At 48.3% G+C, this 20,004-nt stretch carries 17 protein-coding genes; 9 read left to right on the forward strand and 8 right to left on the reverse strand.

The window, feature by feature from the left end; all coding sequences use genetic code 11:
- Nucleotides 1-27: 27 nt before the first annotated feature.
- Nucleotides 28-1,620 (reverse strand): M28 family peptidase, encoded by a 1,593-nt coding sequence (locus tag HWI92_RS20965; RefSeq protein WP_204658918.1) that lies wholly within the window; start codon nucleotides 1,618-1,620, stop codon nucleotides 28-30.
- Nucleotides 1,621-1,713: 93 nt separating this feature from the next.
- Between HWI92_RS20965 and HWI92_RS20970 the strand changes: the two genes are divergently transcribed.
- From HWI92_RS20970 to HWI92_RS20995, 6 genes are all read left to right on the forward strand, one after another.
- Nucleotides 1,714-1,977, forward strand: coding sequence for a DUF4160 domain-containing protein (locus HWI92_RS20970; protein ID WP_204658920.1), 264 nt, complete (start codon nucleotides 1,714-1,716; stop codon nucleotides 1,975-1,977).
- Complete coding sequence (locus HWI92_RS20975) at nucleotides 1,950-2,243, forward strand: DUF2442 domain-containing protein (RefSeq protein WP_204658922.1); 294 nt, start codon at nucleotides 1,950-1,952, stop codon at nucleotides 2,241-2,243. Before HWI92_RS20970 ends, HWI92_RS20975 begins: the two co-directional genes overlap by 28 nt.
- Before the next feature lie 212 nt (nucleotides 2,244-2,455).
- Nucleotides 2,456-4,270: a translational GTPase TypA gene (gene typA / locus HWI92_RS20980; RefSeq protein WP_204658924.1), complete on the forward strand. Its 1,815-nt coding sequence runs from the start codon at nucleotides 2,456-2,458 to the stop codon at nucleotides 4,268-4,270.
- A gap of 392 nt (nucleotides 4,271-4,662) precedes the next feature.
- Nucleotides 4,663-5,937, forward strand: coding sequence for a Glu/Leu/Phe/Val family dehydrogenase (locus HWI92_RS20985; RefSeq protein WP_204658926.1), 1,275 nt, complete (start codon nucleotides 4,663-4,665; stop codon nucleotides 5,935-5,937).
- A gap of 220 nt (nucleotides 5,938-6,157) precedes the next feature.
- Nucleotides 6,158-7,249, forward strand: a complete 1,092-nt coding sequence (locus HWI92_RS20990; RefSeq protein ID WP_204658928.1) for a sensor histidine kinase — start codon at nucleotides 6,158-6,160, stop codon at nucleotides 7,247-7,249.
- Nucleotides 7,250-7,279: 30 nt separating this feature from the next.
- Nucleotides 7,280-7,579 (forward strand): Dabb family protein, encoded by a 300-nt coding sequence (locus tag HWI92_RS20995; protein ID WP_204658930.1) that lies wholly within the window; start codon nucleotides 7,280-7,282, stop codon nucleotides 7,577-7,579.
- Between the two features lie 601 nt (nucleotides 7,580-8,180).
- Here the strand turns inward: HWI92_RS20995 and HWI92_RS21000 are convergent.
- The gene (locus tag HWI92_RS21000; protein WP_204658932.1) at nucleotides 8,181-9,536 is read right to left on the reverse strand and encodes an alpha-L-fucosidase; all 1,356 of its coding nucleotides are present in this window, start codon (nucleotides 9,534-9,536) and stop codon (nucleotides 8,181-8,183) included.
- Between the two features lie 117 nt (nucleotides 9,537-9,653).
- Between HWI92_RS21000 and HWI92_RS21005 the strand changes: the two genes are divergently transcribed.
- Nucleotides 9,654-11,039 carry a high affinity choline transporter 1 gene (locus HWI92_RS21005; protein WP_204658934.1) on the forward strand — a complete coding sequence of 462 codons (1,386 nt, stop codon included), beginning with the start codon at nucleotides 9,654-9,656 and terminating at the stop codon, nucleotides 11,037-11,039.
- An 82-nt stretch (nucleotides 11,040-11,121) separates the two neighbouring features.
- Complete coding sequence (locus HWI92_RS21010; RefSeq protein ID WP_204658936.1) at nucleotides 11,122-12,942, forward strand: alpha-amylase family glycosyl hydrolase; 1,821 nt, start codon at nucleotides 11,122-11,124, stop codon at nucleotides 12,940-12,942.
- Between the two features lie 8 nt (nucleotides 12,943-12,950).
- On the opposite strand, the gene HWI92_RS21015 is transcribed toward HWI92_RS21010, so the two are convergent.
- Nucleotides 12,951-14,051, reverse strand: coding sequence for a DegT/DnrJ/EryC1/StrS family aminotransferase (locus HWI92_RS21015; protein ID WP_204658938.1), 1,101 nt, complete (start codon nucleotides 14,049-14,051; stop codon nucleotides 12,951-12,953).
- A 123-nt stretch (nucleotides 14,052-14,174) separates the two neighbouring features.
- The gene (locus tag HWI92_RS21020) at nucleotides 14,175-15,626 is read right to left on the reverse strand and encodes an NADH-quinone oxidoreductase subunit N (protein ID WP_204658940.1); all 1,452 of its coding nucleotides are present in this window, start codon (nucleotides 15,624-15,626) and stop codon (nucleotides 14,175-14,177) included.
- A gap of 79 nt (nucleotides 15,627-15,705) precedes the next feature.
- Between HWI92_RS21020 and HWI92_RS21025 the strand changes: the two genes are divergently transcribed.
- Nucleotides 15,706-16,365: a hypothetical protein gene (locus tag HWI92_RS21025; protein ID WP_229248411.1), complete on the forward strand. Its 660-nt coding sequence runs from the start codon at nucleotides 15,706-15,708 to the stop codon at nucleotides 16,363-16,365.
- 37 nt (nucleotides 16,366-16,402) lie between these two features.
- Here HWI92_RS21025 and HWI92_RS21030 read toward each other — a convergent pair whose 3' ends face one another.
- From HWI92_RS21030 to HWI92_RS21045, 4 genes are all read right to left on the reverse strand, one after another.
- Nucleotides 16,403-17,671, reverse strand: coding sequence for an alkaline phosphatase family protein (locus HWI92_RS21030; RefSeq protein WP_204658942.1), 1,269 nt, complete (start codon nucleotides 17,669-17,671; stop codon nucleotides 16,403-16,405).
- Between the two features lie 53 nt (nucleotides 17,672-17,724).
- Nucleotides 17,725-18,201, reverse strand: a complete 477-nt coding sequence (locus HWI92_RS21035; protein WP_204658944.1) for a hypothetical protein — start codon at nucleotides 18,199-18,201, stop codon at nucleotides 17,725-17,727.
- A gap of 13 nt (nucleotides 18,202-18,214) precedes the next feature.
- Nucleotides 18,215-19,537 (reverse strand): signal recognition particle protein, encoded by a 1,323-nt coding sequence (gene ffh / locus HWI92_RS21040; protein WP_204658946.1) that lies wholly within the window; start codon nucleotides 19,535-19,537, stop codon nucleotides 18,215-18,217.
- A 129-nt stretch (nucleotides 19,538-19,666) separates the two neighbouring features.
- A complete protein-coding gene (locus HWI92_RS21045; protein ID WP_204658948.1) occupies nucleotides 19,667-19,996 on the reverse strand; it encodes a DUF6787 family protein in 330 nt (109 codons plus the stop codon).
- Nucleotides 19,997-20,004: the final 8 nt, after the last annotated feature.

Consider the following 20,004-nt stretch of genomic DNA (forward strand, 5'->3'; position numbering starts at 1 on the left):
TCCATACTCCTTCCTCCTTTTACCATTCTACTCTTTATGACTATCCACCACAATGCGCTCGTCCCGGTTCACCAGCTCCCATGCCGTATGAAATACCAGCTTTACAATCCCGGATTGTTTATCAAACATAATCTTCTCGACGTCGTCACCAGGGCGATGGTAGTCTTTATGGACGCCGGTAAAATAAAAGATGACCGGAATTCCTTTTTTGGCAAAGTTGTAGTGGTCAGACCGGTAGTAGAAGCGGTTCGGATCTTTGGGGTCGTTAAAAGTATAATCAAGCTTGTAGTTGACGTACTTTTTGTTGACGTCTTCGCTGATCGTATGTAACGTAGATGAAAGCTTGTCTGACCCAATCAAGTATACATACTTCGGGTCCGATTTATGGGCTTCATCCACTCGCCCGATCATATCAATGTTCAGATCGGCAATCGTATTTTTTACAGGGAAGATCGGGTTTTCTGAATAGTATTCCGAACCAAAAAGGCCTTTTTCTTCTCCTGTTACATTCAAAAACAGAATGCTTCTTCTTGGTCCTTTGCCATCGGCTTTCGCCTTTGAAAATGCCTCGGCGATTTCGAGCAGCGACACCGTTCCTGAGCCGTCATCGTCAGCTCCATTGTTGATCTCGCCATTGGGGGAAATGCCAATATGGTCCAGGTGGGCGCTGATTACCAGCACTTCTTCTTTCTTGTCGGTACCCTCCATGAAAGCCGCTACGTTTTCGGTGTGAATGATTTCGTTTGCGCGCTCGGCCTTGATGGCAATTTCTCCTTTCATGTTTTTGGAAACAGGCTTGCCCGATTTGCCGATGTCAGCCCGGTCTTTTTCCAGCTTCTGAACCGATGTTTTCAGGATATCAGCGGCCATTTCCGGAGAAATTACAAATGCCGCCCGTCTGTCGGGGCTTTCCTGTACCGGTTTCAGGGTAGGCGCGCTGAACCGCCGCGTCATAACAGCACGCTGACGAATTTCCTTGTCCAGGTCCTCGCCGGTTTTCTCGGTGATGATGAAAACGTACGCTGCACCTTTTTCCAGTGCCAGTGCCATTTTGGGTTGCCACGAGAGTGAGCCGCTCCATTTTGTTTTTTCCGAATTACCCAGAATGGATTTGCCTTCGGCATTTTTTGGCTCCCCATCAAAAATGATCACGGACTTGCCTTTGACATCAACACTGGCGTAGTCATTATAGCTGCCTTCCTGTATCCCAAAGCCTGCAAATACAGCCTGTGTTCTGATCTCCTCGGGAATGCTCAGGAGTCCGTTGAGGTAAAAATCCTTGTTGAACTCGTACTTTCTTTCACCTGCCCGTACGTAAACCTCGCCCCAGCTTCTTTTGTAAAGCTGGTACTTCTGCAGAAATGATTTTTGGCCTGCCGAGTCCGTAGCAGCGGGAGTGAGGCCATATTGCTTATAAAATCCGGATACATATGCCGCAGCCTTTTTCTGGCCCGGCGAGCCGGTGTCCCGTCCTTCAAGACTATCTGAGGCAATGATCGTGAGATGCTTTTTCAGATCGGCCGGGTCAATGGTAGCTGCGTATTTTGCTGCGTCGTCCTGTGCCTGGGCCACCATGCTGATTGCCAATGCACAACCCGCCAGTAAATTCCTTTTATTCATGAAAATAGGTATGGTCTGTTTCTACAAATAAAGCAAACGATGGAGCCAAAGCAAAATGTTGTAATTTTAACCTGACTATACACAAATCACGCTATGCCAGAAATTTGCAGATTCTTCGGAATTGTTATCCATATGTATTTTGATGACCATAATCCACCACATTTTCACGTTGAATATCAGGATTGCCGTACAATCATCGGTATCAGAGATGCAGAGTTGTTAGAGGGGTATTTACCTGCAAAACAATTAAAGCTGGTTCAGGCCTGGACCATTCTGCGCGAGGAAGAGCTACTCAGTAATTTTCGTGATCTTGGATTAGATATCAAACAATGGAGAAAAATAGATCCACTGCTATAATGCTCTATTACATCAAGGAAATTCTTAATGTAGAGGCTTACACTGTTACCTGCCTTTTCAATACAGGGGAAGTAAAGACTGTCAACCTCCAGGCAATCATTCAGAAGTACAGTGATATCAATGATGGATTGGTCAGCCAGTTGCGTGACCCTGATTATTTTAAGTCTGTGAAGCTTGATTCCTACGGCACATTGACTTGGGGAAATGGAGTTGATTTTGATCCTGACAACTTGTATAAAATGGGAGCACTATCCTTCCAGCCATGAAGTTCAATCCGGCTTTTTGCACTTCTTTCAGCTTAATGCCTCTTTTTAGCCAGGTAACAATTATTTAATTGTAAAATACTGTTATTCAGGTAAAAAAGCAGTACATTTGCACCTCATTTGCCCGGGTGCAAAACTACAACACAGCACCATGGTTCCCGGCCGGTGAGAACGTTCTGCTTTTTGGGGATCATAAACCATTGACAAATAATACAATGCAAGCCATTCGCAACATCGCAATTATTGCGCACGTTGACCACGGTAAAACTACGTTGGTTGACAAAATCATCCATGCATCCAAGCTTTTCCGCGACAACCAGGAATTTGAGGACCTGATCCTTGATAATAATGATCTGGAACGTGAACGTGGGATCACCATTGTTTCCAAGAACGTATCCGTTCGCTACAAAGACACGAAGATCAACGTAATTGATACACCAGGTCACGCCGACTTTGGCGGAGAGGTGGAACGCGTACTCAAAATGGCGGATGGTGTTTTACTTCTTGTGGATGCATTTGAAGGACCTATGCCACAAACTCGTTTTGTTTTGGGAAAAGCCATCGGACTTGGCCTGAAACCAATTGTTGTTGTAAATAAAGTAGATAAGGAAAACTGCCGCCCGGAAGAAGTTCAGGAAAATGTGTTTGACCTGATGTTCAACCTTGGCGCTACCGAAGACCAGCTGGATTTTGTGACCGTTTATGGTTCGTCAAAACAAGGCTGGATGGGCCCGGACTGGCAGAAACCAACTGATAACATTACGTACTTGCTGGATACGATCATCGAATCGATTCCTGAGCCGGTGATTGAGGAAGGTACCCTGCAGATGCAGATCACTTCGCTGGACTACAATGCATTTGTAGGACGGATTGCCATCGGCCGTGTGAAACGCGGAACGATCAAAGAAGGACAAACCCTGTCTCTCTGCAAGGCTGACGGTGTGATCAAGAAAGTGAAAGTAAAAGAACTTCAGACGTTTGAAGGTCTGGGCCGGGTGAAAGTTTCGGAAGTTTCTGCCGGAGATATCTGCGCAGTAACCGGAATTGAGGATTTCGAAATTGGTGATACCATCGCTGATCTTGAAAATCCGGAACCAATCGCACGTATTGCCGTGGATGAGCCTACGATGAACATGCTCTTCACGATCAACAACTCTCCATTCTTTGGTAAAGAAGGCAAGTTTGTAACATCACGTCACTTGCGTGACCGCCTGATGAAAGAAACTGAGAAAAACCTGGCATTGCGCGTTGAGCCGACAGATACTGAAGATAAATTCCTTGTTTTCGGACGTGGTATCCTCCACTTGTCTGTATTGATCGAAACCATGCGTCGTGAAGGTTACGAGCTGCAACTAGGTCAGCCTCAGGTGCTTTTTAAAGAAGATGAAAAAGGAGAGCGTCTTGAACCGATCGAAACACTGGTTGTGGATGTGCCTGAAGCAACTGCGGGTAAGGTAATCGAGCTTGCAACCCAGCGTAAAGGTGAATTGCTGATCATGGAGCCTAAAGGCGATTTGCAGCATCTTGAATTCCTGATTCCTTCAAGAGGGTTGATCGGTCTTCGCTCAAACGTATTGACAGCGACGCAGGGTGAGGCAGTAATGACGCACCGTTTTAAAGAGTTCGGTACTTTCCGCGGACCTATCCCGGGACGTATCAGCGGTTCGATCATTTCGAAAAATACAGGACCGGCAACCGGTTACACCATTGATAAATTGCAGGATCGCGGTCGCTTCTTTGTGGAGCCGGGTGACGAGATTTACGGTGGACAGGTAATTGGTGAGCACAACCGTCCGAACGATATCGTAGTGAACCTTCAGGAAGCAAAAAAACTGACCAACATGCGTGCCTCCGGTACGGACGATGGTTTGAGAATTGCTCCGAAAATCAACTTCTCTCTGGAAGAATCCATGGAATACATCCAGAAAGACGAATACCTGGAAGTAACGCCTCAGAGCATGCGTATGCGGAAAATCTACCTGGACGAAAACGAGCGCAAGCGCTACTCGTCCAAGCTGGAAACTGCATAGTCTGACTTACATACAGATTGGGAAAAAGGAAGCGCTCGCGCTTCCTTTTTTTGTTTTAGTCCTATATCAAATTAAGAAGTTACTGAACTGCTGCTATAAATGATCCCGGAAACTTCGGGCACCTGGTTTTAATTGCTGGCATTATTATCATGCTCTTTTACATTTCAGTAATTCAGGTAAATACTCTACAAAATTCTGTCTTCCTGTATAATGCTGTGTATTCCTTTTAAGCTTTGAATTATTGATGATACATTCTATTTAACATCACTTTATTATACAATTCCAAGAATATCTAGTTTTTTGCTTTTATATCAGCAAATCTTTTATGTTTGTGTAACCACAACGACGCAATATTATAACACGCTAATTTACAGTACCTTAAATTAAGTAAGATGTCGTACATAGAACCTGCTCCAATTAAGGATAAAGAAAATCCACTGGAGTCCATGATGCAAAGATTTGACAAGGCTGTTGAGCTACTGGGAATATCCGGAGAAATGTATCAGATCCTGAAAGTACCCCGCAAGCAGGTGACAGTGGGCTTGCCGGTAACCATGGATTCCGGCGAGATCCGCGTATTTGAGGGTTACCGGGTGATCCACTCCACGATTCTGGGTCCGAGTAAAGGAGGTATCCGGTTTGACCCGGATGTGAATATTGACGAAGTACGCGCACTCGCTGCCTGGATGACGTGGAAATGCGCTGTGGTGGACATTCCCTATGGTGGTGCCAAGGGTGGTGTTGCATGTAATCCACGGGAAATGTCAGCCGGGGAGATCGAACGCTTGACGCGCGCTTATACCACCGCGCTCCTGGATGTTTTCGGTCCTGATCAGGATATTCCGGCGCCTGATATGGGTACCGGGCCCCGCGAAATGGCCTGGCTTATGGATGAATATTCCAAGGCAAAAGGTATGACCGTGCAGGCGGTGGTAACCGGCAAGCCACTGGTACTCGGCGGCTCGCTGGGCCGGACAGAGGCCACTGGCCGCGGTGTTACCATATCAGCAGTGACCGGCATGGAAAAGCTACGCATTAATCCCTACCGGGCTACTGCAGCCGTACAGGGTTTCGGCAACGTGGGCTCGCATGCTGCCTTGCTGCTGAGGGAAAGAGGTGTTGCTATTCATGCAATCAGTGATATTTCCGGAGCCTATTATAACGATAAGGGCATTGACGTAGCGGATGCCGTAAAATACCGTGAGAACAACAATGGTTCGCTGGAAGGTTATCCGGGGGCCGAGCTGATACCGGGAGATGATATCCTGACCCTGCCGGTGGATGTGCTGGTACCCGCAGCGAAGGAAGATGTGATTACCCGCCGCAATGCCGCAGGTATCCAGGCCAAAATAATCGTGGAAGGTGCCAATGGTCCTACTTCCGCCAAAGCCGACGACATCATCAATGAAAAAGGAATTATGGTGGTACCCGATATCCTGGCGAATGCAGGAGGTGTTACCGTTTCCTACTTTGAGTGGGTACAAAATCGCATCGGATACAAATGGACGCTCGACCGGATCAACCGGCGTACGGACAGGATCATGAAGGATTCATTTGATAAAGTGTATGAAACCGCTCAAAAATACAAGGTTTCGCTTCGTATTGCAGCTTATATCGTGGCAATCGACAAGGTGTCAAGTACCTACAAGTACCGCGGCGGGTTTTGATCATCAGCGCCGGCACAAAGGCAGTATCCTGACAGGGGTACTGCCTTTTTTGTTTTACATCAATGATTGTGTTAACATTCAGTTAAATCAGGCGCCTGTCAGTACGATGGACTGCTTCTTCCGGGCAGATATGTTAATTTTAAGTTAAAAATCATCGTTCAACCTGTAAAACGCGCATCTCTGCGGGTAACAAAGCTCCGGAGCGCGAAAACGTACACCCATGTCCCTCAGTCCCCGGTTTATTGCGGTTATCCTCGCCCTGCTGATTTCCCTGATCACCACCAGTTTTCTTGCCTTTGTCGACGGGGTGTCCAAAGGCATGCTTTTCGTGACCGCCATTTCGTCGGTGGTAACCTCCTTTTTCCTGACCCTCTACACCATTGATGTGCTTGTTTTCAGGGAAGTGAACAAGATGTACCGCACGATCCACAAGCTCAAAATGAGGGATTTCAATATGACGCCCCGCAAAAAGCTCATCCAGGAATCCAACCCTATGCGGACTATCAATGATGAGATCTTTGTTTATGTTACCAAAAAACAGAAGGAAATCGATGAGCTGAAAAAGCTGGAACTCTTCCGCCGCGAGTTCCTGGCAGATGTCTCCCACGAGTTTAAAACACCCATTTTTGCGGCTCAGGGGTTTATCCATACTTTGTTGGACGGAGCTATGGAAGACGAAAATGTGCGGGAGCGTTTTCTGAGAAAAGCGGCCAAAAATCTGGATAGCCTGGATGTGCTGGTAAAAGACCTGCTGGTGCTGTCGCAAATGGAAACAGGCGATATTAAAATGAATACTGCTCCCATGGACATCCGGCTGCTTACGCATAACATTTTTAGCCGGCTCGAAAACATTGCCCATAGCCGGGAGGTAACACTTAAAGTTAAACCCGAGGATATGCCCGAAGTATGGGTGCTGGCCGACATGGACCGGATCGAGCAGGTAATGCTCAACCTCATTGAAAATGCAATCAAGTACGGGAAGGAAGGTGGAAAAGTGGTTGTACAGTTTACCGAAACGAAAAAATATATTGACGTGGCGGTTCGTGATAATGGTCCCGGAATTCCGCATGAGCATTTAAATCGTATTTTTGAACGCTTTTACAGGGTGGATAAAAGCCGGTCGAAGGACATCGGGGGGACCGGGCTGGGACTGGCCATTGTGAAGCATATTCTCAATGCGCACCATACCAAGATCGCCGTCATGTCCAAGCCCGACAAAGGGACAACTTTCTCGTTCAAGCTTGAAAAAGCCTTTGTGCATCATGCACTCGAAAACCAGACCGAAGAAGCCCTGCCCGAGCAACATCCTTAATCTATTTTATAATCATTTAAACTTCTTTCCATGTTTGTTCACAACGTATTCTTCTGGCTTAAAGAAAAAGATAATCAAGAAGCAAAAAGCGCTCTGCTGGCCGGTATCAAGTCACTCGAAGCTATTGAGTCCATCGACAAAGCTTACATTGGCGAGCCTGCCGGTACACGCCGCCCGGTAATCGATGCTTCTTACGACTTTGCCGAAGTCCTTGTTTTTGCAGATGAAGCCGCGCATGACGAATACCAGGTTCACCCCCTCCATACAAAGTTTGTGGAAGAGTGCGCCCACCTCTGGGAGAAAGTGGTGATATACGATGTGGAAGCCTGACCTTTGATAATAAATGTTAACAGTTTATCCACATTCATTTTGTGGATAAACTGTTAATAACATTGAAAATAATTGAACGACAGCTAGTTAACCTATGTTTACAAGTGTTGTAAAATGTGGATAACTCTGTTACAACCTTCTGCCCTGTGACTACTTGATCCCTGAAAGGACACTTTTGAATGGTATCTGACGTTTTATTAATAGTACAAACCAAGGATTGCCATGAATAGGAACCGAGTAATCTTAACAGCGGTATTCGCGTTGATCGCAACCATTATCATCTCATCATGCTCCCATCGTACCTATTACGGACCGGATTATGGATATGGTTACGGTTACCGGTATCACAGGCCATTACCACCGCCCCCTCCCCGACGAGTAGTAGTTGTTCCTGCACCGCGACACCGCATTATTTATGCGGATAGGCACCGGCCCAGCAGGTACGACAAGCGTCATTACCGGCAGCAATACCACCGGGGCGATCACTACGGAAATCGGAACCGCACACGCGGTCCGAGATAATCAGGTTACATTTTGAAAACAGAAAAAGGTAGAAATGACATGCATTTCTACCTTTTTCTGTTTTTGCGTAATGCCCGTGCTAGTTAGCTCCGTCTATGTTTGATTTGGATGTTTTGGCTTCCTCAGGCGCTTTAAATTTTGCATGCTCAATTTTGAGTACGACCGTATTGGGCCACTGGCGGTTGGTGTAAAACCGCTGACCATTCACGGCACTCACTGCAAGTCCCAGAGGTGTTGCCGAGCTCCGGATAGAGGCATCAAAATTGTTGACGTACTCCACAAGCTCACTTTTGTATCCTAGTACGCTTACCTTCGTTTGCGCAGTGCCTTCAATCAGCGGGAACAAAAACTCGCGCCGCTGGCCATACTTCCAGTCATCATCCCGCTTTTTGGTTACAAATGCATATATCGTCTTCTCGTCATTGGACTGCGTAAACCATACATCCTTGTCACGGATCACCGGCAGTGGCTTCACCGCGTAAATAGATTCACTGTTTGCAAAATTCCAGAGCGCGATCTCACGCAGCAGGCTTTCCTGCTCAATCTGGATCTCTCCATTGGGTTTCGGACCTACGTTCAGCAGGAAATTTCCTCCTTTTGCCCGGATCTCGATCAGCATGTTAATGATTTCAGTACCCGATTTATGCGGATCATTGGTGGGCTTGTACTGCCAGTCGGTACCCATGGTATAACAAGCTTCCCAGGGGCGGGGCGAAGCTTTGTCGGGAATGTTCTGCTCGGGCGTGTTCATGGCGTCACGTGTAATGACGAGGTCGGGTTGCAGGCTCCACGCATATTCACGCAGTCCGTCACCGGGCCCGTCAAAAAACATGATGTCAATCTTGCCGTAATTGGTCAGTAATTCCTTGATCTGCTGCTTGTCGTAGGCCATCAGTTCCGGATTGTTTACAGGGAACTGTCTTTTATCCTGCAGCCTGCCCAGCGGGATATTGTTTTTATGAAAAAACAGGAAATCCTCCGGTGAAAAATAGAGCCCTATGGCAATTCCCTGCTTGCGGAAAGCCTGGATGATCTCCTTCGTCACGTCCCTTTTAAAGGGTGTGTTCATCACATTGAAGGTGGTTGACTTTGTATCAAACATGCAGAATCCGGAATGATGCTTGGTGGTGAAAACCACGTACTTCATTCCCGCCAGCCGCGCCATGGTCGCCCATTCATCCGGATCAAATTTCTTGGGATTGAAAAAGCCCGGCAGCTCGCGGATGTATTTGTCGACATATTCATCCGACGCGCCCGCCAGCGAGTGACTGATCACCGCTCCCAGTGATACATCCACATTCCAGTGTACAAACATCCCGAAGCCAAGGTTCTGAAACCATTGGACGCGATCGGGTTTGTTGGAAGTCTGCTGCGAAAAGCCCAGCAAGGACCAGCAGCATAAAGTCAGGGTAAAAACAAATCTTCGAAAAATCATGATAACAGGAATTGGTCCCTCCTAAGATGGAGAGAAACGCCTGCCCATACCCTAATTGATGTATTTTTTTATATTTTCAACCTCCAATTCGTTAAAACTGACGATCGTACCCGACTAATGCTTGCTTTTTCCATCCTCCTTTACCTGTTTGCCAACCTCCTCATCGGCTTGTGGGCATCCCGGAAAATTTCAACTACACAGGATTTTGTACTTGCCGGCAGGCGCCTCCCGCTGGTACTGGCTGCATCGGCTACATTCGCTACCTGGTTCGGGTCGGAAACGATCATGGGCGCACCTGCGGAATTTGTAGAAAACGGATTGCTGGGTGTGATCGAAGATCCGTTTGGGGCCGCACTCTGCCTTTTTCTGGTAGGCGTGTTTTTTGCGCGGCGTTTCTACAAAATGAACATTATCACGTTCTGTGATTTTTTCAGGATACGGTTCGGGCGGTATGCCGAGCTGCTCTCGGCTGTGCTCATTATACCTTCTTATTTCAGCTGGATCGCCGCGCAGCTACTGGCTATGGGTATTGTGCTCAAAATCGTACTCGGCTGGTCGCTTACCGCCTGCGTCCTCACCAGCTCGGTAGTTGTGATCATTTATACCATCTGGGGAGGTATGTGGTCCATTTCCATTACCGATTTCCTGCAAACGATCATGATCATTGCCGGGCTGATTGCCGTTTCCTACGTATTATACGGGAAAGTAGGAGGCTTTAAGCCGCTGGTCGATGCTGCTCCGGAAGGATTTTTCCGCTTCTTTCCCGACTTTACCTTTAAAGCAGGGGTCGAGTATATCGCAGCCTGGATAACCATCGGCTTAGGTTCCATTCCGCAGCAGGATGTTTTTCAGCGTGTTATGTCTGCAAAGTCCGCCAGTGTTTCTGTAAAGGCGACGCTGCTCTCGTCCATGATGTACCTGACGGTTGCGCTGCTGCCCCTTTTTATTGCATTGTGCGCCCACTTCCTTTATCCATCCTCCGGTGGCGACAGGCAGATGATCATTCCCGATATGGTATTGCAGCACATGAGCCTTCCCTTACAGATCATGTTTTTCGGGGCATTGGTATCCGCAATCCTGAGTACCACGAGCAGTGCCATCATGGCGCCAGCGGCGGTTTTGGGCGAAAATATTTTCAAGTTCTTTAATCCTGAACTGGATGACAAGCAGTTACTGCGCATTATCCGGATCGGGATTGTGGTGATTACTTCCATTTGTATCGTGCTTGCCGTCACCCGCGAAAGTATTTTTGAGCTGGTTTCGGAATCTTCGGCGTTCAGCCTGGTTTCTTTGTTTGTACCCCTCACTGCGGGTATTTACTGGTCGTCGTCCAATGAAAATGGCTGTATCCTGTCCATGATTGCCGGCCTGGTTGTCTGGATGCTGTGCGCATACCTCAATACCGAGTATCCACCTATGATTTACGGATTGGTGGCAAGCTTTATCGGGCTTGTGGGAGGTAACTATATCCCGATTTCCGGGAGGCTGCGCCAGGGTTTGTAATCGGGAAAGTGCAGGTACTTAGCGTGCGGTTTTTGTTTTTGTATAAACTAAACTATTATAACAGCTTAACTATGTAGCTGTTATGAAAAAGTATAAGTCTGTTGCGGAAGTGGATCTCAGTGAGATCAGGCAGTCCGGCTATTTTCCCTCACCACTTGCCTGGGAAGATCAGGTACTCTACTTCCTGCTGCTCGACCGGTTTTCTGACAACCGCGAAAATGCATTTTTGGATAATCAGGGGAATAAAGTCAGCTCCGGTACCACAAAGCCCTTTCAGCCGGAAGATGCCGGCAACGCTGTGCTCACTCCTGAGGATACTGCTGCGTGGCGGGAGGCAGGTACAAGGTTTACGGGAGGTAACCTGAAGGGTCTTGCTTCCAAAATCGGCTACCTGGCCCGACTGGGCATTACCGCAATCTGGATCAGCCCGGTATTCAAGCAAGTTGTTTCACAGGAAACGTATCATGGGTATGGAATTCAGGATTTTCTGGAAATCGAGCCCAGATTTGGTTCCAAGGAGGACCTGATTGAAGTAGTGAAGATCGCCCACCAGCATGGCATTTACATTATTCTTGACATAATCCTGAACCACTCCGGCGACGTATATGCCTATGAGAACGGCCAGCCGGTTTATCAGAACGGACAAACCTACCCGGTACGCGGCTACCGGACTGCAGACGGCTCGCCTTTCCTTCCATTTGACACCCTGACAGGTAATGCTGATCCTGATGCCGGTATCTGGCCGGCAGAGTTGCAAAAGGCTGAATCATTTACCCAAAAAGGCAAGATCACGCACTGGGACGATTATCCTGAATTTCTGGAAGGGGATTTTGAGTCCCTGAAAGACATTCATCACGGTACTGGCGGCCTGGAAGATTTTGTTGTGTCTGACGCGCTCCATGGTCTGGCAGAAGCTTATAAGTATTGGATCGCACTGACAGACATTGATGGTTTTCGCATTGATACGGTTAAACACATGGAGCTGGGTGCAACGCGCTTTTTTTCTTCATGCATTAAAGAGTTTGCAGTGGCTATCGGAAAGGAAAATTTCTACCTGATCGGAGAGATCACCGGCGGGCGCAGGAGAGCTTTTGAAACCCTGGAACTGACCGGGCTCGATGCTGCATTGGGTATTGATGATATTCCTGACAAAATGGAGTACCTCGTGAAAGGTTATCGCAACCCGTCAGATTATTTCAGCTTGTTCCGTAACTCGGAACTGGTGCAGAAAGATTCACATGTGTGGTTCAGGAACAAGGTGGTTACGCTTTTCGATGATCATGATCAGGTAAGAAAAGGGGGTAACAAGGCGCGGTTTTGTGCCGGAGAGTCGGGGAGGGACTTCTTGATAGCTATTGTAGGGCTCAATCTTACTTCATTGGGAATCCCGTGTTTGTACTATGGTACCGAACAGGCATTTGATGGTGCAGGGGATAGCGACCGGTACATTCGCGAAACGATGTTCGGAGGTAAGTTTGGAGCGTTCAGATCCAAAGATGTCCACTTTTTTAAAGAAGACAATCCCTATTTTCCTGAAATAGCCAGGATCATTGCCGTACGGAAAGCCTGCATTCCGCTCCGAAGAGGCAGGCAGTACCTGCGGCAGATTTCAGGTGACGGGGAAACTTTCGGCTACCCAAGCCTGGGCGGTGAGCGCATGCATTCGGTAGTAGCGTGGTCGAGAATATTGAACGATACAGAAATCCTGTGCGCTTTTAATACGGATCCCCAAAACACGATTACAGCCTGGGTAACGGTGGATTACACGCTGCACCGGAGCGGGGGTGTTTTCAGGCGTCTTTACGCATCCGGTGAAAGTGCGGAAATACTGCCGGTTGAACCGCGCAACGGCTGCGCGGTTTTACTCACAGTCCCACCGGGCGGATTTGTGATTTACGGTTAGTACAATGTTTACAAACTGGTCGCTTCAAATGCATTGACACTGCGGATAATGTGGGTAACCTCCTCGTCGCGCAGGGCTGTGTTCAGCGGAAGGCTGAGAATCTGCTCATGCAGGCACTCTGTCAGCGGAAGTGACAAATGCATATACCTGCTGTAAGCCGGCTGCTTGTGAACGGCTACGGGATAGTGGATCTGGGTTTCGATACCTTTGGAATGCAGGAATGCAGCCAGCTCGGAGCGCATGGGGTGCCGCACTACAAACAAGTGCCATACATCCTGGTTGATCTGATCGCCGGGAGGAAGTATGAGGTCTTTAAGCTTGATTTCGGCCAGGTAACGTGCTGCAATCCTTCTCCTTCTTTTGTTTTGTGCGTCCAGAAAAGGCAGCTTGGCATTGAGTACCGCAGCCTGGATTTCGTCCATGCGGCTGTTCACTCCCTGAAACCTGTGCTGGTAGCGGGTAAGTGAGCCGTAATTGCGCAGATACCTGATTTTTTCGGCCAGCGCATGATCGTTGGTGGTAATTGCCCCGGCATCACCCGTCGCACCCAGGTTTTTGGTAGGATAAAAGCTGAATGCAGTTGCAAATGCAATGCTGCCCGTTTTTTTGTTTTTGTACAAAGCACCATGCGACTGGGCTGCATCGGTAATCACTTTGAGGTCAAACTGGCTGGCAATTTTAAAGATCGGATCCATGTCGCAGCATCGCCCGTACAGGTCCACGCACAGGATAGCACGGGTGTAGCGCGAAATTTTTTCTTTGATCTTGGCCGGGTCGAGTGTCATTGTATGCGCATCCGGCTCTGCAAATACGGGTCGCAGATTGAGCTGGCTGAGTGGCAGGACGGAGGCAATGTACGTGTTGCCGGGTACAATTACCTCGCTGTCGGGAGGTAGGGAGAGGGCTTTTAAAATCAGGAAAATGGCGTCCATGCCGCTGGCTACACCTATGCAGTGCTTTGCGCGGCAGTACGATGCAAATGAGGATTCAAAGTTTTCCAGCTCTTTGCCCAGGATAAAACGGCCTGAGCGCAATACGCGGGAAATAGCTTCTTCAATGGCGCGGAGATGTGGTTCGTTCACCTTATGCAGATTAAGAAAAGGGATCATTCCTGAAAGTCGGGTTTAACTGTGCATCAGGGCGATTTCCTGACTGTACCCAATATAGATCTCCCAGACATTGTTAGGTAAACCGATTTTCAAGCGGTGGATATGCGTTTTCCAGCTGTCGGTTCAGAAGGAAGAAATCCATGTCATCAACCACTCGGGGTTGAAAAAAAGAAGTGTGATGAGCAGCAGCAGCATTCCGGCCACTACCTTACCCGAGAAGCGCTGTTCAGCCGGGTTGTATGCCGCCGCCTCTTTGAAAAACAACAGATACGGAAGCCGCAGGTAGTAAGCGAGGGAAACAGCAGCATTAAGAATCCCGCCGACGAGCAGCCACAGCATCCATGGAAACTGCTGCTCCCGGTAACTATCCCACAGGGACGAGAAAATAAAGAGTTTGGAAGAAAAACCGACAGTAGGCGGGAGGCCGGCCAGGGCAATCATTGTTACCGTCAATATACCAGAAATCCACACCGAGGTTTTGCCAAGCCCTTCATAATGTTCCAGCCTGGTGGTATCCCGCGGATGCAGCAGATCTATCAGGAAAAAGGCAGCCAGGTTGATGACCAGGTAGGCGGTGGTATAAAAAACCGCAGCTTCGAAGCCAAAACGGCTGTAAGCAGCAATACCTACCAGCAGGTAGCCGGCCTGCGCAATGGACGAGTAGGCAAGCAGCCTGCGCGCATTGGTCTGCCACAATGCCGCCACATTTCCAAAGGTCATACTAATCAATGCAATACCACCCAGGATCGGGAAGTAAACTTCCGGGAAAACACCGGCAAGCCTCATCAGGACGAGGATTACAGCAGCCTTGGGTGCTACCGAAAGGAATGAAACCAGGGGAGTAGGAGCCGATTCATATACATCCGGGGTCCATACGTGAAAAGGCACGAGTGACAATTTAAACAACAAACCTCCGAGCGTAAGTACGATCACTACGGTCACTACGAGCTCAGGATTTGTGACAAGGCCGCGCGCCATAGCATCGCTGGTAATGTCCATCGTGCCGGTAAGTCCGTACAGGTACGAAACGCCATACAGCATCACGGCCGAGCTCGCTGTACCGAAAAGCAGGTATTTGATACCTCCTTCGGCGGCTTTTTTGTAGGGAGAAAGGGCGACAAGCAGGTAGGAGGTAATGGAAACAAGTTCAAGAGAAAGGTAAATGCTCAGCAGGTGGGTAGACATACTCAGCAGGTTGAGGCCGGCTACCACCGCAATCAGCAGGGCATGAAATTCAGGAGGAAAATCATATTTCAGAATGCGTACATGGATCAGCGTGAAAATCCAGGAACTGATGATCAGCAGTTTGAAAAACACCGCCTGCCGGTCGAGAAACAGCATGGGGTGAAAACGATAAGAGGGCTCGGTGTTCCACTGGGTGAGCACCAGCAGGAGGGCAATGAGGCTTCCTGCCAGCGCAATGTTTTGCAAGTATGAGCTTTTTTGTTCTTTTGCCTTATTCAAAAAAAGAAGCTCTGCAAGCAGAAAAACGCAGAACAAAACGGCAAGGAAAATTTCCGGTAAAATCCCGGCAAGGCTTTGCCGGATGTGTATCAGCTGCTCGTTTATGTCCAATGCTCCGGGTATAATTTTTTAGGCAAAAGTACATAAAGATGGTAGGGAATCTATACACAAACCTATAAACACAACCAAGATGATGAATTATTTATTGACCTCTCTGTTCTTTCTCAGTGTTGTTTTCGGCTCTGCATTGCAAGCTCAGGACTCTACCGGTATTGGTGGTAAACCATATCAGGCGGATGCCCGCGGAACCTCGTCCTACCTGTTCAGTGACTGGTACACCGGCTCCGTGCGAACAGATGACGACCAGATGCACGATGGCGTGATGCTTCGCTATGATCTTACCAGGGATGAAGTGGAGTACCGGTCGGGCGGCAGCATTTACCGGGCTGATGCGCGTGTGACGGAGTTCAATATTCCTACCGGTACAGATTTGTATACTTTTAAAAACGGGTACCCGGCCGTAGCGGGACAAACTGACAAGAGTTTTTACCGGCTTATTTACGACGGAAATACCAAGCTTTTGAAAAAATATACCAAGCCTATCGAAATTGAAAAGGCAAGTGCTACTACGGAGATGGATAAAGATGCCAGGCTTTACATTTTGAAAAATAATAAGCTCAACCTGGTAACGCTCAGCGACCGCAATAGTTTTCTTAAACTGCTCGCTGACGAAAAGAACAAAATGCAATATGTGATCAAGGAAGAAATGCTTGATTTCAGCGGAGAGGATGACCTGCTGAAACTGTTGGAAGAGTATGATTCCTATAAAGCAGGAAGAGGCGGGAACTAGTAATTCCCGCCTCTCCGATGTAATTATTTACGGCCAACTATTTCTCCACAATCCAGCGGTTGACGGTATTGTATTTTCCTTCCAGCACAATCTTGTAAAGCCCGGATTTGAACTTTGAAACATCAATGACCGCTTTTTGATCAGTGACTTTGGCTTCTCCCATAAGATAGTACAGGTCACGGCCGCCTTCACGGAAATGGTTGGTTGTGGCCGCCCAGATCTTCACGCCACCTTCTGTGTCTCGCGCGGTCCAGCTGATGCTGATCTGATTGTTTTCTTTTTTGAGCACAGGTTCCGCAATGGATATCTTGCCCGTCAGCGGAACACCATCCAGCTCAAACAGCTGTTCTTTTGGAATGTTGAGGTCAAGGTGGCGAGCCATGGTAGGCATGATGTCCACAATGGCCGGTAAGGTAATTTGCGGGGTTGTTTGAGGTACTCCGGCTTTAAAGCGGGTATTCAACCCTTTTGCATTTGTAACGATCCAGGTACTTCTCTCCCGGTCGGACTGTCCGCCATGGCCTTTACCCGTTTGCGCATCGCGGCCGTGATCGGTGGTGATAAAAATCTGCCAGTCTTCATTAAACTGCTTTTCACGGAGCTGAATGGACTTCCATAACCTCCCGATCTGCGCGTCCATCATTCCCACAGCTTTGTGAAACTGCTCGCTGTCCCCATACTTGTGGCCCATGTCATCGGTATATTCCAGGTAAACCCAGGTAAGGTCCGGACCTGTATTTTCCAGGTAAGCCGCTGCTTCGTCCACTACTTTTTCGTCGATCTGGTGCATGTACGCCGCATCTTTGTCGTGCGGTCGGTTAACAGTATCCAGTTCGAGCCCGTCGAAGGAATAGGTAAGCCTCAGCTTGCCCGTCTCCGTCAGACCTTCGCCTACAAGCTTGGTGCGGTTATCGAGCCAGGAGGAGAAAACGGCGGTTTTGCGGGCAGGGTACTGTTCAGAAAAAAGTCGGAAAATGGTCCAGTAATGATAATTGGGCTTGTCGATTTTGTTGTCCCATACATTGTGCTTGTTGGCCCAGGTACCGGTAAGCAGGCTGTTATAACCTACTGCCGAAATGGTAGGTGTCTCGGAGTAAGTACCTTTTCCACCCCCTACATATGCACGGGAGTATCCTCCGGTTTTGGCAATCAGGTCAAGGTTCGGGGTTTTTACAGACTCTTTGGTATCCGCAGATATACCATCAACGATTATAAAAACTGCCTTTTTGGGTTTGTTTTGGGCAAAAAGCGTGGTACAGGCAACCAGAAGCAGCGCCTTGCTGAGCATCAGTTTTTTAAGCAGCATTTTTTTAAAAGGATAAAAATGGAAAGTGGAGCGGGGCGGTGTCAGCGCATTCACTAGGGGGTGTCTTTCTTATTTTTTCCAAAAACGTAAACCACGCCGAAGTGGCTCTTGAGTACGCCGCTGGCAAAATCGTCTTTTACATAAGGATTAAGCTCTATGGCAAGCTGAATGCGACGGTTTTGAGGCAGAGGTGCAATGCGTGCACCTACGTTGACGGAATACCCGTCTACCGTAATGAGGCTTGCATTGGCATCGGCAATGCGGTATAAAGGATTGACCCTGATCCCGCCCCCTGCATACCATTGAACAATTTCTGTTTTCTTGAAAGTGATCATCGGCAGAATGTCGATGCTCAGACTGCTGAACAGGGAGTTGGTCTGAAATCGCGCGTCAAGCCATACCTGCTTTTGCGGGTTGGTACTGATGGAAAGCAGGCTGCTCCATGGATAGTAGCCCACGGAGCCCTGTGCCTGTAAATGGGTATGGTTTAATAAAAACAGGATACCGAATGCAGCGGCAAGTTTCTTCATAAAAAGGAAGCAATTAGCGGCGCACTGCTTTGCCGAGCTTGCCGGCAGCTTGCATGGTATTCATTTTTTTCATCATCCTGCGCATTTCATCAAACTGTTTGATGAGGTTGTTGACTTGCAGGATGGTGGTGCCGCTACCTGCTGCAATGCGCTTTTTGCGGCTTCCGTCAATCATATCCGGATTTTCACGCTCTTTTTTGGTCATCGACTGGATAATTGCCTCAATGGGTTTGAAGGACTCATTGCTGATATCCAGGTCCTTCATGGCATTACCCATTCCAGGTATCATACCAATCAGGTCTTTTACATTACCCATCTTTTTAATCTGCTGCAGCTGGCCGAGGAAATCGTCAAAATCAAACTTATTCTGACGCATTTTGGCATTGATCCGCTTGGCCTCGTCTTCGTCGAAAGCCTGCTGGGCGCGCTCCACGAGGGAGATCACATCACCCATACCCAGGATCCGGCTGGCCATACGATCAGGGTAAAAGGAGTCGAGTGCCTCCATTTTCTCCCCGGTACTGATGTATTTGATCGGCTTTTCAACCACCTGCCGGATCGACAAAGCCGCACCACCACGGGCATCACCGTCGAGTTTGGTAAGGACAACCCCGTCAAAATCCAGTCTTTCGTTGAAGGTACGGGCGGTATTCACCGCATCCTGGCCCGTCATGGAGTCTACCACAAACAGGATTTCCGAAGGTTTTACGGCAGACTTGATGTCTTCCACCTCTTTCATCATCACCTCATCCACAGCCAGACGACCGGCAGTATCGACGATTACGATCTTCTTCCCGATTTTGCGGGCATATGAAACCGCATTCTGTGCGATCTGAACCGCATTTTTGTTTTCCGGCTCTGAATATACTTCCACGCCTACCTGCTCACCCAGTACTTTCAGCTGGTCGATGGCCGCAGGGCGGTACACGTCGCAGGCAGTAAGAAGCACCTGCCGGCCCTGCTTTTTGAGCAATGTGGCCAGTTTACCCGAAAAAGTTGTTTTACCTGACCCCTGTAAACCAGCAATCAGGATAACTGCCGGGTCTCCCTTAATATTGATTCCCTCGGCCTGCCCGCCCATCAGGTCGGTAAGCTCCTCCTGAACAATCTTGACAAACATTTGGCCGGGCTCCACCGAGATCAGGATTTTGCGGTCGAGGGCTTTTTCCCGGATGCGGTCGGTAATTTCCTTGGCAACCTTAAAGTTAACATCCGCGTCCACCAGGGCTTTACGAACTTCCTTGGTAGTGGCGGCGACGTTGATATCTGAAATCCGGTCCTTTCCTTTTAGTGTGCGAAAGGCGTTATTAAGCTTATCCTGTAAGTTTTCAAACATGGAGTAATAGTCGGTATGGTTCTGAACCTGAATTGTATCAGGTCACAAAGGTATAAATAAAGAAGGAGTACGGGAAGTGTCCCCATACTCCTTGTATCAGATCCGTACGATCAGGTGATCCGGTTATTGTTATCCTTTGAATTTTGCAGCGATCCAGCGGAACATTTTCTTTTCTTTTTCCCAGAAAAACGAGAACTGGCCCAGCAGAAAACCGTACAGCAGCAGCAGGCTCTGGTAAGTAGGGAAAATGAAGAGAATGTAAGTAATGGTTTTGAGCCACATGGGCGTCGTTTCATCATAGCCCAGCAAATGAAAGAGCCCTTTTCTCAGCCAGACGACTGACGAGCCCGACAAGCTGAACACTGCAAGTACAAGAAGAACCTGCCTGGTTGTTTCCAATCCCCATTTTTCCTGCATTTTACCCAACCAGGGCTGTGCGTTTTTTTGTCCGGTTTGCATAGTATTTG

This window comes from Dyadobacter sandarakinus (assembly GCF_016894445.1).
GTDB lineage: Bacteria > Bacteroidota > Bacteroidia > Cytophagales > Spirosomataceae > Dyadobacter > Dyadobacter sandarakinus.

Excerpts from the sequence above, each read along its gene's own strand:
- HWI92_RS20965 (WP_204658918.1), bottom strand. The coding sequence starts at position 1,620 with ATGAATAAAAGGAATTTACTGGCGGGTTGTGCATTGGCAATCAGCATG.
- HWI92_RS20970 (WP_204658920.1), top strand. The coding sequence starts at position 1,714 with ATGCCAGAAATTTGCAGATTCTTCGGAATTGTTATCCATATGTATTTT.
- HWI92_RS20975 (WP_204658922.1), top strand. The coding sequence starts at position 1,950 with ATGGAGAAAAATAGATCCACTGCTATAATGCTCTATTACATCAAGGAA.
- typA (WP_204658924.1), top strand. The coding sequence starts at position 2,456 with ATGCAAGCCATTCGCAACATCGCAATTATTGCGCACGTTGACCACGGT.
- HWI92_RS20985 (WP_204658926.1), top strand. The coding sequence starts at position 4,663 with ATGTCGTACATAGAACCTGCTCCAATTAAGGATAAAGAAAATCCACTG.
- HWI92_RS20990 (WP_204658928.1), top strand. The coding sequence starts at position 6,158 with ATGTCCCTCAGTCCCCGGTTTATTGCGGTTATCCTCGCCCTGCTGATT.
- HWI92_RS20995 (WP_204658930.1), top strand. The coding sequence starts at position 7,280 with ATGTTTGTTCACAACGTATTCTTCTGGCTTAAAGAAAAAGATAATCAA.
- HWI92_RS21000 (WP_204658932.1), bottom strand. The coding sequence starts at position 9,536 with ATGATTTTTCGAAGATTTGTTTTTACCCTGACTTTATGCTGCTGGTCC.
- HWI92_RS21005 (WP_204658934.1), top strand. The coding sequence starts at position 9,654 with ATGCTTGCTTTTTCCATCCTCCTTTACCTGTTTGCCAACCTCCTCATC.
- HWI92_RS21010 (WP_204658936.1), top strand. The coding sequence starts at position 11,122 with ATGAAAAAGTATAAGTCTGTTGCGGAAGTGGATCTCAGTGAGATCAGG.
- HWI92_RS21015 (WP_204658938.1), bottom strand. The coding sequence starts at position 14,051 with ATGATCCCTTTTCTTAATCTGCATAAGGTGAACGAACCACATCTCCGC.
- HWI92_RS21025 (WP_229248411.1), top strand. The coding sequence starts at position 15,706 with ATGATGAATTATTTATTGACCTCTCTGTTCTTTCTCAGTGTTGTTTTC.
- HWI92_RS21030 (WP_204658942.1), bottom strand. The coding sequence starts at position 17,671 with ATGCTGCTTAAAAAACTGATGCTCAGCAAGGCGCTGCTTCTGGTTGCC.
- HWI92_RS21035 (WP_204658944.1), bottom strand. The coding sequence starts at position 18,201 with ATGAAGAAACTTGCCGCTGCATTCGGTATCCTGTTTTTATTAAACCAT.
- ffh (WP_204658946.1), bottom strand. The coding sequence starts at position 19,537 with ATGTTTGAAAACTTACAGGATAAGCTTAATAACGCCTTTCGCACACTA.
- HWI92_RS21045 (WP_204658948.1), bottom strand. The coding sequence starts at position 19,996 with ATGCAAACCGGACAAAAAAACGCACAGCCCTGGTTGGGTAAAATGCAG.